13 protein-coding genes are annotated in these 12,420 nt (G+C 44.9%); 4 read left to right on the forward strand and 9 right to left on the reverse strand.

Going from position 1 to position 12,420, the window contains the following annotated elements; all coding sequences use genetic code 11:
* Nucleotides 1-93 precede the first annotated feature (93 nt).
* The 5 genes from J4227_07915 to J4227_07935 form a co-directional block, all read right to left on the reverse strand.
* Complete coding sequence (locus J4227_07915; GenBank protein MBS3110428.1) at nucleotides 94-1,068, reverse strand: hypothetical protein; 975 nt, start codon at nucleotides 1,066-1,068, stop codon at nucleotides 94-96.
* Nucleotides 1,069-1,167: 99 nt separating this feature from the next.
* Nucleotides 1,168-1,371, reverse strand: coding sequence for a hypothetical protein (locus J4227_07920; GenBank protein MBS3110429.1), 204 nt, complete (start codon nucleotides 1,369-1,371; stop codon nucleotides 1,168-1,170).
* 599 nt (nucleotides 1,372-1,970) lie between these two features.
* Nucleotides 1,971-4,133: an amino acid permease gene (locus J4227_07925; protein MBS3110430.1), complete on the reverse strand. Its 2,163-nt coding sequence runs from the start codon at nucleotides 4,131-4,133 to the stop codon at nucleotides 1,971-1,973.
* A 108-nt stretch (nucleotides 4,134-4,241) separates the two neighbouring features.
* Nucleotides 4,242-5,213, reverse strand: coding sequence for a transketolase family protein (locus tag J4227_07930; GenBank protein MBS3110431.1), 972 nt, complete (start codon nucleotides 5,211-5,213; stop codon nucleotides 4,242-4,244).
* Between the two features lie 30 nt (nucleotides 5,214-5,243).
* Nucleotides 5,244-6,140 (reverse strand): transketolase, encoded by an 897-nt coding sequence (locus tag J4227_07935; GenBank protein ID MBS3110432.1) that lies wholly within the window; start codon nucleotides 6,138-6,140, stop codon nucleotides 5,244-5,246.
* Nucleotides 6,141-6,270: 130 nt separating this feature from the next.
* Here J4227_07935 and J4227_07940 point away from each other — a divergent pair, with 130 nt between their 5' ends.
* The 3 genes from J4227_07940 to J4227_07950 all read left to right on the forward strand — a co-directional run bounded on the left by J4227_07940 (nucleotide 6,271) and on the right by J4227_07950 (nucleotide 8,757).
* A complete protein-coding gene (locus J4227_07940) occupies nucleotides 6,271-7,005 on the forward strand; it encodes a hypothetical protein (protein MBS3110433.1) in 735 nt (244 codons plus the stop codon).
* Between the two features lie 208 nt (nucleotides 7,006-7,213).
* Complete coding sequence (locus tag J4227_07945) at nucleotides 7,214-7,465, forward strand: hypothetical protein (GenBank protein MBS3110434.1); 252 nt, start codon at nucleotides 7,214-7,216, stop codon at nucleotides 7,463-7,465.
* A complete protein-coding gene (locus J4227_07950; protein MBS3110435.1) occupies nucleotides 7,462-8,757 on the forward strand; it encodes a hypothetical protein in 1,296 nt (431 codons plus the stop codon). The genes J4227_07945 and J4227_07950 overlap by 4 nt, the downstream gene beginning before the upstream one ends.
* A 50-nt stretch (nucleotides 8,758-8,807) precedes the next feature.
* On the opposite strand, the gene J4227_07955 is transcribed toward J4227_07950, so the two are convergent.
* Nucleotides 8,808-9,551, reverse strand: coding sequence for a hypothetical protein (locus tag J4227_07955; protein MBS3110436.1), 744 nt, complete (start codon nucleotides 9,549-9,551; stop codon nucleotides 8,808-8,810).
* The gene (locus J4227_07960; protein ID MBS3110437.1) at nucleotides 9,544-10,146 is read right to left on the reverse strand and encodes a hypothetical protein; all 603 of its coding nucleotides are present in this window, start codon (nucleotides 10,144-10,146) and stop codon (nucleotides 9,544-9,546) included. Before J4227_07960 ends, J4227_07955 begins: the two co-directional genes overlap by 8 nt.
* A 176-nt stretch (nucleotides 10,147-10,322) precedes the next feature.
* Here J4227_07960 and J4227_07965 point away from each other — a divergent pair, with 176 nt between their 5' ends.
* A complete protein-coding gene (locus J4227_07965) occupies nucleotides 10,323-10,649 on the forward strand; it encodes a DUF4870 domain-containing protein (protein MBS3110438.1) in 327 nt (108 codons plus the stop codon).
* 74 nt (nucleotides 10,650-10,723) lie between these two features.
* Here J4227_07965 and J4227_07970 read toward each other — a convergent pair whose 3' ends face one another.
* Together J4227_07970 and J4227_07975 are read right to left on the reverse strand one after the other, a co-directional pair.
* A complete protein-coding gene (locus J4227_07970; protein MBS3110439.1) occupies nucleotides 10,724-11,137 on the reverse strand; it encodes an NUDIX domain-containing protein in 414 nt (137 codons plus the stop codon).
* Nucleotides 11,138-11,207: 70 nt separating this feature from the next.
* Complete coding sequence (locus tag J4227_07975; GenBank protein ID MBS3110440.1) at nucleotides 11,208-12,146, reverse strand: TerC family protein; 939 nt, start codon at nucleotides 12,144-12,146, stop codon at nucleotides 11,208-11,210.
* Nucleotides 12,147-12,420: the final 274 nt, after the last annotated feature.

Below are 12,420 nucleotides of genomic sequence, written 5' to 3' on the forward strand. Positions count from 1 at the left end.
CTGTGTATTATTTAAAGGTTTTGAAGAAGGAGCTCAGTAGAAAACTTCGCCTGAAGGCTCAGGTTTTGCCATCGGCTCGCATGGGCATCTTATTCACGAGGGCAGTTTTCTCCCTGGAACTCCGAAAACTGCTGTCTGCCTTATTTCCAGATGCTCGCAGAATTGATGGCAAAACGTAAACCGGTCTTTGTATATTATTGATGGCACCAGGCCAAAATTATGGAACGGCACTTTTGCTGAGGAGGTCACATCCGGAAAATCTGCGTGTACAAGGACCAAGGGCCTGCTCGTGTAATATTCGAATGTTACAGGGATTCCCTTGTATTCTGTCGTGAATGTGACTTTTTCCACCCTTCTGCCATCTGTTTTTCCCCAGTAGGCGAGGAACACCTCATCAGACAGTGGATAGGATCCGTCAGGGACCCCTTCATTGGAATTCCGGCCCGGCCTTTTGCGTTTTGGCGCAAGTATCGGGGTAAAGGCAGCCTTGCCGTTTTGCCTGACCAGCATGCCTTCCATAATGTTATCAATGCGTGCGCTTTCAACAATGTCAGCCAGTTCAACAGCATCATCCTTCAACAAATAGCCAATCCCTATTTTATTTCCTTTATCCAGCACCAAAACCTTTAATGCCCCGATGGAGCCGAATTGCTCTGCAAAGCGAACACCTGTATAATCCCCTTCTTCATCATATAACAAATATGTCCGCCTTCGCGGGCCTTCCTTTAAGTTATCCTCTAAGTTGTTAGCCCAAGTAACTGAATTGATTTCTGGAGCAGAGAAGGAGAGCAGTTTGGGCCTTTCTATCCTGCCCGCATATTCCTTTTGAACAAGTGCAGCAAGTTCTTCTGTATCATGTTCTTTGGGGACAAGGAGCATGATTGCTTCTTTCCTGGCCAGGCTGGACCACTTTTTATCATATCCATATTGCGTCTGCATCTCATCCGGAAACCCAATTGGGGCAAATTTGCTGAAATCATTTTCAACTTTCTGTATGAATTCGGGTGTGTCAACCAAGGGCAACCTGACAATGACATAATCCTGGGCATGATCAGCTTTATTTGCCATGCACGGCAGGAACATCGAGGCATTTTTATCATTAACGGATATTGCTCATTGGTCCGTAGTTAAGAAAATACTATTAAGCCATCCTTTGAATCATTATTCTCAATAAACCTTGGAAACAATCTCCTGTGCCTTCTTGCTGGCTTCAATCATCTTGAACATTTCCCTGCGTATTGAGTCTATCCCCTGCCTAAAATCGCTTCTTTCATCCTTTGGGATTTTTTCAACATACTTCTCGCTCAGGCTGTCCAGGTCGCTGGCCAGCATAAGGAGCGTGCTGTCCATTTTTTCAAGGCCTATTATCATTGGGGCTTTCTCCTGCTCTTTGTGTTCAGCAAAGATTCAAAATAAAAAATTAAAAAAAATGTGTATGGGGGATTTGTTTTCTCAAATCCTTGGTTCTCATACAGAGCTCTTGGGAAGTACGGTGTGTTTGCCTGAAGCCTGCCGAGGTTATTTACGTCCATTGGCCAATTGCCGACTTTTTGTTGATCTTTGATTTGATCTTTTATAGGGGGGCAATTTGCTGTAGGGATCCAAGTTCGCTAATCCCTTTCCTTACCTGTCAAGCCAGATCTACCTCTTTTTCCCTCAACGAGTTAAGTTTTATTTTTTTATGTAATATACTTATTTGTATACTAGTATGGACTTCTATATAAATCTTTCGGTGGCGTATATGAAAATATAATAAAGAACATAGAAAAAACCCAATTATTCGGCGTGCAATCCATCTTCGCAATCGCATGGCGTCAATGGCTCGTGGTACTTGGAACAGCCTTTAGCCTGGCATGTGCCTGGCTTGTCTGAAACTCCCTCGCAACCACCTGTACAGATATAATGTGTCATTTTACCACCTCTGTCAATTCCAGATTAACTATAGTTTATATAATTTATGTGGATGCTGGCTAGTTTACCCTGAAATCAATCTCATCATGCGCACTCACAATAAGGCTCACATTGCATTTATCAGTGTATGCCTCAATAATCTGGTCTGACCCTTTGCTTGGATTCTTAAGAATTTCATTGGGCATGCCCAGCATAACCAGGTCGGAATGCTGGGAGTTCTGCCCTATAAGGTGCTTAACATGCGATTCTGACCCGTGAAGGATTGTAATCTCAACGTTCTCAATGCGGGATTCCTCGAGCATTTTTTCAAGCTGCTCCCTTTCCTTGTCAACATCCTCCTTTTTCTCCACAACCTTGAATATCCGGATAACCGCATCGTTTTCCAGCCACGGATTTGAGTTTACGATAAAATAAGCCAGCAAGATCAGGAAATTGCCATTTTTTTCAGAACTCCACCATACATCCACAGTTTTGAAGCTTGTGAACCCGACCCGGTTGCGCAGGATTACAATGTTTTTGTTGAGGGCATGCATACTGTGTATCAATTTTCCCAAATGAACGCGCTTATCATAGGTTGTCAGGACAGTGTTTAATGGCAGGTTGCCAACTGTCTCGGCCTGCATAAGCCCCATCATAGTCTCGACAAAATCTGAGCTGAGTATGACCCTTGGGAAAATTTCCAGCTTGTTGGCCTTGATGTACTGCGAGAGTGATTCCTCTATCCGTTTTCGCTCTTTAACATGGTTGTCCAGGTCGCCTTTAAGCAAATAATACATTTTGGTAAAACTGCGCCTGCTGCCAATCCAATGCACAACATGGGAAATTGTGCCTTCATATGCCTCTTCGCCATAAAAAGCCAGGATTGTCGGCCTCCAGTTCTTCTTGCTTTTCTCGGTCCTTTCCATATATCTCAACAATACCCTCAAGAGCTGAAAGCTCACTCCATCCCACACTCCCTCGATTTTCATTGATTTTTTTGTTTTGTACAAGCCGTAAAATATGAGAAGCTGAAATAAGATGGCCACCGCCATAACAAGGGGGTTGAAGAGGTACATAATTGCGTAGGATGCCGCCATTCCATAAAAGGAGATGATTGCCGGAGTGGAAAAAGTGGGGCGATAGCTCGGGTTCTGCGATATTTTCTCGAGAAATGCCGTGCCATTGATCCAGCCATAAACACTTAGAAAAAACATTGAAACAACCTGGGATACGAACTCCAGGCTTCCTATCATGATCACACCGATGCCAATTGCAATGCACAGAATGATGGCTACCCTTGGCTCATTGCTTTTCCCAATGGTCTTGCCGAGCCAGCCGAGCCATCTCGGAATAACCCTGTCTTCCACCATTGCAGTCATTGACCTTGGAGCAGTCATTAGGCTGCTCAGCGCAGATGAGGACGTTGCAAGCAGTATGCCTACCAGCACAAGCGGGCCAAAGAGGGCAATCTTCTCCACAACAAAGGGATTGGACAAAAGCTCTGTTGGCGAAGCCGCGGCGGCATATTTGATGGCCAACCCCGCATAAATCAACATTGTCATGAAAATTGCTGTAAAAGTGCCGATGACCAGGCTTTTCCTGGGGTCTTTCAACTCACCACTCATACCGACCCCTGCGTCCACACCTGTAACAGCAGGGAAAAACATTGCAAATGCCACCCAGAATGGGAGGCCGGACACCACAAAAAGGCTATTTGCCACCGAGCCAGTATTGGATCCCAAAAACACAGATGCAAGGCTTATCAAAATTGCAAACAGGATAAAATATTGGATCTTCACGACAAACTTGGCACCGACATAGACAATTGCGCCGAAAACCACCAGGCTGACAAGCGCAATATAAAATTCCTCAACAAAAAAACCCATAGATATGAAGATGCTGCTAACTGCCCTTGCAAATGCTATTGCATAGAAGCTGGATGCGATTGTCTGTGCAAGATAGAGCATTACACCGAGGCTGCCTCCGAATTCTGAACCAAGGCTTCTCGATATTAGATAATAAAGGCCGCCACCTTTGACATTAATATTTGTTGCAATGGCTGAGATTGAAAAGGCAGTTGAGATTGTAACCGAATGCGCGATTAGAATGATAATTAGAGCCTTGACAAGTCCAACACCGCCGACAACCTGCGGCGCGATATAGAACATGACTGCGCCAAGTATTGCCAAGACGGACGGCAGAAATACGCCTGAAAAAGTCCCAAATTTATTGCCTGTTCCCACAAATCTGGTTCACTCATGCCCTGTATATAAAAATTATTATTTTAACTTGCAAGTGAGTTATAGAAACATGCTCTGCCTGGCATCGACCAGCAATCCTGCAAAATGCACTCATCTCTTTTTCTTGGCAGCAATCGCTTCCTTCGCTGCTTTGATGATATCGTGCCGCGTCAGGCCAAATTTCTTGAAAAGGTCGTCTGGCTTTCCGGACTCGCCAAACCTGTCCATCACAGCAACATACCTCATGGGCACCGGATGCGTTGTTGACAAGGCTTCGGCAACTGCCCCTCCAAGGCCGCCATAAACCTGGTGCTCTTCAGCTGTAACAATTGCGCCTGTTTTCCTAGCTGCATCAGCGAGAGTCTTTACATCAATCGGCTTGACCGTGTGGCAATTGATTACCATTGCATCAATCCCTTCCTTTTCCAGCTCTTCTGCTGCCATCAAGGCTTCATGCACCATTATGCCCATTGCAACAATCGCAACATCCTCACCCTCTTTGTAAATGTCCGCCTTTCCTATTTCGAATGGTGTTTCCTTGGTAGTCAGCACAGGAACTTTTTCCCTGCCAAACCTGACATAAACAGGACCTATCCTATTCCCTGCCGCAATTGTGGCCTTTTCACCCTGCACAGCATCTGCAGGGACAAGAACAACCATATTGGGGAGGCATCGCAATGATGCAACATCTTCCAAAGCCTGGTGAGTTGCGCCGTCAGGGCCCACAGAAATTCCTGCATGTGCGCCCTGGATTTTCACATTGAGATTGGAATAGCAGACGCTTACCCTGACCTGGTCCCAGTTTCTCCCGGGGCTGAAAACTGCATACGAGCTGACAAAAGGAATTTTTCCCAGGGTGGCCAATCCCGCGCCTATGCCCATCATGTTCTGCTCAGCAACCCCTACCTGGAAATACCTGTCCGGGAATTTGTCGCTGAACCAGGATGTCCTTGTTGAATCTGTAAGGTCGCAGCACAATGCAATGACATTCTCATTTGTCTTGCCGAGCTCGGCCAGGCCCAGGCCATAGCCATCCCTGCTCGGGACCTTCTGCACATTATGGAGGTCTGGTACAAGATGCATTCTTGGGTTTATTCCTTTCATCGTGATAACCTAGCATTGGCAGCTTTCTGCTGCCTTTCCGCATTTTTCGCAGTTCATTTTCCTTAATCCAGCTTCAATGGCTGTTAATTCTGACAATGCCTTGACTGCCTCATCTTTCGACGGCGGCTTGCCGTGCCATTCGTATTTATGCTCCATGAATGAAACATCCTTGCCCGGCACAGTGTTGGCAATTATGCAGGTAGGCTTTCCCTTGTTTTTTTTGGCAACTTCGAATGCGGCCAAGACAGCCTTCATGTCATTGCCGTCAATTTCAATCACATTCCAGTTGAATGCCTTCATCTTGTCCGCCAATGGGTCCAGGGGCATAATATCCTCTGTGTTCCCATCAATCTGGATCCTGTTCCTGTCAATAATCGCAATAAGATTGTCAAGCTTGAATTTTGCCGCAAACATGAATGCCTCCCATGGTTGGCCCTCATTTATTTCACCGTCGCCCAGGCCGCAATAGACTCTAAATGGCTTATTGTCCATTTTGCCGCCAAGCGCAATGCCGCATGCCATGGAAATGCCCTGCCCTAAAGGCCCGGCTGTGTTTTCAACACCAGGCGCGCACTTGTAATGCGGGTGTCCCTGCAGCCTTGAATCAATTTTCCTGAGCGTCATCAGCTCTTCGACTGGAAAATAGCCTGCATTGGCAAGGGTTGCATACCAGACCGGGCAGATATGCCCATTGGAAAGAATAAACCTGTCACGGCCCGCGAATTCAGGATTCTTTGGGTCGTGATTCATGACATGGAAATACAATGCTGTGAAAATATCAGACATGCCCAACGGCCCTGCAGAATGGCCTGAACCGGCTTCAGCCAGCTCCTTAATGATATCCTGCCTTATCTTGTTGGCAATCAGATTGAGTTTTGCGACGCTGCTTGTCTGCTTGAAAGTCACTTGGACAAACCCCCTTATTGCTTGGGATGCTGCAATGTTATATAAATTTATCTTATCTATAGTAATGCCATCCTAAAATTTAAAATTCGAAAGTAGTAACATTTATAAACAAAAAATCAATTCCTGTCCCATGGCAAAGCAAGTCAGTAAGCCCAAGCCGATTTCTTACGAAGAAGCATTGAAGCATGTGGTGTCCCTGGTATTTGATCAGTTCAGATCAGTTGAAGAATTAATCGGTGAACCTGAACTTGAATATGATGGCAGAAAGGCAGATTACCAGTCAATACAGCAAGAGTATCGGGGTTTCATGCAAGTTTCAAGCACGGCCATCTTTGCAGACACCATTGAGGAAAGGAAAGCCACACTCGAACAATTGCAACAAAGAGCAAAAACCTTCCTCAAACAATCCCTTGATTCCAAGCTCAAGATGCAGAGAAAGCTCTATGAAATTGGTGCGGGATTAATAAGCGAACTTGGCTCAGCAGAAGAGGGTTTTTACGGGAAAATAGTGGAAAATGGATTCAAACATCCGGAAGATATTTCCAAAATAAGAGAGGAAAGAGAGGGGGCAGGCGTCAAAATAAAAGGCACGCAAGATGATGATGGACTTGAAGGTGTCCTTGCGATGTTCGGAAGCATGCTCAGGAACACATCCAGAGAGGATTTGGAACCCTATTTGAAGCGACAATCCCGGGCCATTGCCAGAATTCAGGGCTTTATGGATAAATATAGGAACTCCGGATTTGATCTCACACCATTCCAAATGATACTAAATTATGTCAACCCAATTCTTGATCCTTTTGACGGCCCGCACGGCAAAATGGTTATGGCAAGCAATCTTGTCGGCCCGCAAAACCAGTTCTAATTTTTTCTAAGGAAAGGCGCTGCAGTGTTACATAAATTTTACTGAATGGGGCTAAAACCTTAACATTACTTTTTTGAACTTATGACAGCCGCCTGAAAACAACCGCACCAAACGAACAACAACCTTTGAAGGGATATTTCAAAATTTATTAATTCAATAGTAGTTAAAAACCCTAAGATTCTTAAATTCACCAGATGTCTAGGCTGTTATGCCCGGAAAGGCAGAAATTCCAAGACCAGAAGTGTGGACTCCCTACAGTGACTTGGCTACACACAACCTCATTCTACAGCTTCAAGACCCTGAAAAGTCGATTTATGATAATGATGATTTATATGACACAATTAAGGACAATGTTGCTTTTGAACCGGAACCGCACAGCTCTTCGAAAAACTACGATGTAAAGCCCGGGAAGGAAGAAGAGGGGAAAAAGAAAGATTGCCCTTTAATCCAGGCGGAATGACTGTTGATTTGGCCCGAACTTCTTTGGATAATCTCCTTAGGGAATTGCATGAACAGGCAGAGGAACTCAAGAAAAAAGGCAGCGCTTTCGAGCACACCCAGGAATATTATGACACTATCAGGGAGCAGGAAAAGCGAATGGAAGAGTATAAGTCTGTCACTGTATCATCTGCCATCCCTGATGGGCAGGAAGCTGAATTAAGGGAAAATCCGTTCAAATTCCTAAGCCTTCCCAATGAGCCGCGGCCAACTTACGGCCAGGCAAGGGCAGCCTGGATAAGGCTGAGCAAGGCATGGTTTCCTGATCTGCAGTACCCCCAAAATAAGGAGCAAATGCACCGGATTTTCGGGTTGGAAGATTTTGTCCTCGACGGCCAAAACTTGGACAAATGGCTGGAAAACCTGGGCAAAGTGGCAAGGCCAACTGTATTGACAGTCCAGGAGCTGGAAAGATTGGACCCAAAAAAGCGTGAGGATTACAGGCAGCAGCATGAAACTTATCGCGCAAAAGAAATTGAATATGAGACAGTCAAGCAGGAAATGCGAACCAGGGCGCTGAAAAAAATGCAGACAATCAACAGGGCCTATAAGCTGGCCAAGGAAATTATTGGCGACAAGGAAGAGGATACTTTTGCAGGATTCGAATGGATTCCGGGTGCCAGGACTTCAGAGGCATTGTCAATGCTGGGATTAGATGATTTTCAGCATGATGCCCTGAAACTTGAGGGAAATGGTGAAATCAGGCGGGATACTGGAAAATGGGCAAGCTGGAAAACACCATACCTGACTTTTGATTACAGGGAAGCTTTCATGATGGATGAAGATTACCAGCAGGCAATAAAGCTGAAGCCATTTTTTGCATGGATGGAGCTCAAGCAGGGAAAGGAGCTCAGCCCTGCATTGCTGGATGACTTGGCAGATGAATGCAAGCTCAATGAGAACAAGGCCGAACAATTGCGCCTGATGATAATGAACAGGGAAGAAATCGGATTCATAACAAAAACCCTCGGTATAACCGAATCGCACGAGAAGTCGAACATCTTATGGTACCTTTTCACTGCATACAACGGGCCGATGTTTACGCACGATGCCGGGCCGCGCCGGTTGGTTCATTTCCCGCTGGGTGTGGAGTTAACTGAAAAAGGCGGAATGATTCTCAAGTACGTTGAACAGCATGGCTTGTTTGCAGACATAGGGAAAAATGAGACAGCTCAATTTTCACCTGCAGATACAAAAATGATGGTGGCCATCGCTTACGGACCTTTGCTTGCACAGGCGGCCATGATTAAATAGGAGTTTTTTTTTCTTAGCCAACAAAACAAATTGCAATGTCAGAAATGAGCCTAGGTGGCAGGCAAAGGCCTTACAATTATTGGCTCAGGAGATGCTATGAGCAGTCTGGTTTCCAATACTGGGTTGCCGTTAGCGTCGACATCACCTGTGTACATGGTTATTGACTCATCCCTATCATAGGACATCACCAACGGAAGGCCGTAACCGGACCTGGTGAGCAATTCCTTAATGTCCTGCAGGGCAAGGCGCGGCAGTGTTTTGGCCATCTTGCCGCCAAAGCGGTGGAGCAGGAAAAAAGCAGCGCTGTACCCCCCGTCATGCGTCAGGGCATTCCACTTTTCCTCATCTATACCAAAACTTACCTCTTCACTTTGTCCCAGTCCCGAACTGCGATGTATGTCTCCCATAACCTTCTGTAAATTGTCCATGCGCCTGTTGGGCGATAGCGCCTGTTCGTAAGCAGCGAATATCTGGGCTAAATAATTCGCGACCAGCTCAACTGCATTTTCTGTTTCCACATAAAACCGGTCATTGTTTCTGACCCTGAATATTTCGCGATTCACGAGATGGTGCAAGGAATGTCCAACTTCGTGCCCTACTGCTATGGAAGGGTCTTGTGCAAGCCGTTCCGGGGTGAAAACCACAAGCCGTTTCCTGGAATGGAAGTGATTGCCCTTGCCAAGCTTTGCCTTCGGCGCTGCAGCACTTCCTCCTATCCCCATCACATCAGACAGAATAACAGTGGCATGATTGACATAATCCTGCAGAAGTTTGGCAGCATAATGACTATTCATCTGAACTAGCCTTTTTGCTTTTTTCCAGGGCTTTTTTATGCATCTCTTCTGCCTTTTTCCTGACATCTTCAGGAATCCTGGAATAGATGAGCAGGCCAAGCCTATTGATCAATTGCCCCTCTGGCCCGCTTATGACAACATCATAATTCAGGAATGCCTCCTCGAAGGCATTTAGCACATCGCCAAACTGCTCTGCCCTTCCATGAATTCCGAAACTGCTTCTATCCCATGCAGTCGCCAGCCCGGAAGAATCAGTTATTTCAAGTTTTCCTTCAAGTGCCCTGCCAATAAGCATCTGCCTTAGGTTTTGTTCCGTCATATTATATGCCCGTGCCAGAATTTCATCAGGATTGATGGATTGGCCATAAATTGCGTAGACTCCAGAGCCTCTTTTTCCAAATTGCAGATTGCTGGGCAACCTTGTTATTTTTCTGGAGGAATATCCATATCCAGTTGAATCCCCTATTCCGAAATCGTGCCTCAGGCCATCTATTCCCCATTCGTGTTCAGAACAAGGGCTCCATCCCAGGCTAATGCCTATATCATTTCCATCCTTTCCAATTATTCCAGCGCCATACATAGCCCGTTTCATCATCGTGGAGGACTAGGCGGCGAATTATAAATGTTTGCAAAATATAAATTGCAAAGTAGTAACACAAAGACGTTTATTTGATGTGAATTTAGGCGGAGATGCAGCAATAATGCCAATCTTTTTATACCTGCAATTTTCGGATTCCAAGATAGCAATTCAATAATATGAGGGGGGATAAAATGGCAAAAGATTCAAACAGCCAGTTGTGTGCAATTCTGTCCTATCTTTTGATAGGGATAATCTGGTATTTTGCTGATGAGAAGATGAAAAAAGACAGTTATGCAAAATATCATGTAAAGCAGGCAGTGGTCCTGTTGATTTTCAGCATCATATGGGGTGTCGCGCTCTCGATTTTTTCAATGGCCCTTATCCTGCTATGGCCGTTATGGATGCTCCTTAACTATGTTCCATTGATACTGGTTATCATCGGCATTTTAAATGCAGTGAATAGCAAGGAGAAGGAGCTGCCTGTCATCGGCGGGTATGCGAGCAAATTGACATTTTAATTTTTAATATAATTTTTTTTATTTTTTTATAGTGTTCCTTTCGTTTTATTTAGTATTTTTCTTAAAGGCCAAAATCATTGCAGAAGAAATCCTTTTGCTCTGGCAAATTCCCTTATTATATCCTCATCATGCGGAAACAATTTTAATTTCAGGGCTTCCTGAACTGTGAATAGTTTTGCGGCTTTTCCTTCAAGGACCTTTATACTGCCCATTTTTGGCGATTTGGACATGAAAACATATTCTGTCCGACTATCATTGGCATCAATTTTAAATTCAAATCTTTTAAAGAATTTCAAATCATGCGGCACATAATCCAATTCTTCCTTCAATTCCCTCAAAATTGCCTGCCTCGGGCCTTCCCCTTCCTCGATTCCGCCGCCAAAGAAATCATAATCCTCGCCAAATTTTGCAATGCCTTTCCTGTCTTGCAGGAGCAGCTTGCCATCTCCTGTATAAAATATCACAATTGAAACATTCCTGTGGGGCATGGCTCCAATATAGTACAGGGTTCTTATAAACATTTTGAAAAAGTCCCTGAAGTTTGCTTGCAAGATGATGCTAATGCTTCTTCGCCTTGGCGGGAAAGAGAAATGATGCGCCTATGGAAACCAACAGCACGCCAAATACAACAGCCAGCGAGACTACTGTTGTCATGTGCACATAATCTATCAAAAGCATCTTAACGCCGATAAATGCCAGAATCGCAGCTATGCCATAAACAAGGAAATGAAACATATCGTGCACCTTTGCAATAACAAAATAGAGCGACCTCAGGCCGAGAATTGCAAAAATATTGGATGTGAAGACAATGAACGGGTCTGTAGTGATGCCGAAGATGGCCGGGATGCTGTCAAAAGCAAAAACAACATCAGTGAATTCGACCATGACAAGGGCTACAAAAAGTATGGTGACAGAAATTTTTCCTCCTTTATGGACAATGAAGTTTCCTTTCTTATGCTCCCTTACTATTGTCACAAACCGATGTATAGTTTTGACTACCCAGCTGTCATGAGGGTCGAAGTCCTCATCCTTATGCCTGACCATATGAATTGCGGAGTATATAAGGAATGCACCAAACACATAGAATATCCAGTGGAATTTTTCAATAAGCAAAGTGCCGAGCCATATCAACAATCCTCTTGACACAATTGCGCCGATTATGCCCCAAAAAAGGATGCGGTGCTGGTATTTCTTCTCAACCCTGAAGCTCATGAATATCAGGAAGATGACAAATATATTGTCGATGCTGAGCGACTTCTCAAGGAGGTAGCCGCCGAGAAAGTTCAGGCCGGCTTCTGCGCCGAATTCGTAATAGACAAAAAAATTGAAGAGCATGGCCAGGCCAAACCATACACCTGTCCAGACAAGCGCTTCCTTCACGCCAATCTCATGCTGCTTCCTGTTGAAAACCCCAAGGTCAAGGAACAGGAAAAGCGCAACCAGCGCCAAAAAACCCGCCCACATGAAGATTGGGTCAACCCCTGGGATGGTTATCATGCGGGAAAGAGTTCTGGAGGGGATTATAAAGCTTAATGTTTTGAAGCTGCCAGGTGAAATAGAGTAATCCCAAATCATTTGTGAGAACAAGAATGCCAATAGCCCCGCCAGGATTTAGTGATAAAACTGTTTAGAATCAGATTTGGGTGAGACACTAGTAAACTACCGTGGGCTAAAGCCCACAGCGTTTAGTTGAAATCTGTAAGCCGACTCTGATTCCTTACACTTTGGTATTCTTCAAAAGTGTATTTTTGCCAGTGCTTTTTCTGCCCTT

The organism is Candidatus Woesearchaeota archaeon (assembly GCA_018303405.1).
Taxonomy (GTDB): domain Archaea; phylum Nanobdellota; class Nanobdellia; order Woesearchaeales; family JABMPP01; genus JAGVYD01.

Bases quoted from the DNA above. Each gene is read 5' to 3' on its own strand.
- J4227_07955 (MBS3110436.1), bottom strand. From the start codon at position 9,551: ATGAATAGTCATTATGCTGCCAAACTTCTGCAGGATTATGTCAATCAT.
- J4227_07930 (MBS3110431.1), bottom strand. From the start codon at position 5,213: ATGCATCTTGTACCAGACCTCCATAATGTGCAGAAGGTCCCGAGCAGG.
- J4227_07965 (MBS3110438.1), top strand. From the start codon at position 10,323: ATGGCAAAAGATTCAAACAGCCAGTTGTGTGCAATTCTGTCCTATCTT.
- J4227_07950 (MBS3110435.1), top strand. From the start codon at position 7,462: ATGACTGTTGATTTGGCCCGAACTTCTTTGGATAATCTCCTTAGGGAA.
- J4227_07940 (MBS3110433.1), top strand. From the start codon at position 6,271: ATGGCAAAGCAAGTCAGTAAGCCCAAGCCGATTTCTTACGAAGAAGCA.
- J4227_07945 (MBS3110434.1), top strand. From the start codon at position 7,214: ATGCCCGGAAAGGCAGAAATTCCAAGACCAGAAGTGTGGACTCCCTAC.
- J4227_07920 (MBS3110429.1), bottom strand. From the start codon at position 1,371: ATGATAATAGGCCTTGAAAAAATGGACAGCACGCTCCTTATGCTGGCC.
- J4227_07975 (MBS3110440.1), bottom strand. From the start codon at position 12,146: ATGATAACCATCCCAGGGGTTGACCCAATCTTCATGTGGGCGGGTTTT.
- J4227_07960 (MBS3110437.1), bottom strand. From the start codon at position 10,146: ATGATGAAACGGGCTATGTATGGCGCTGGAATAATTGGAAAGGATGGA.
- J4227_07970 (MBS3110439.1), bottom strand. From the start codon at position 11,137: ATGCCCCACAGGAATGTTTCAATTGTGATATTTTATACAGGAGATGGC.
- J4227_07915 (MBS3110428.1), bottom strand. From the start codon at position 1,068: ATGGCAAATAAAGCTGATCATGCCCAGGATTATGTCATTGTCAGGTTG.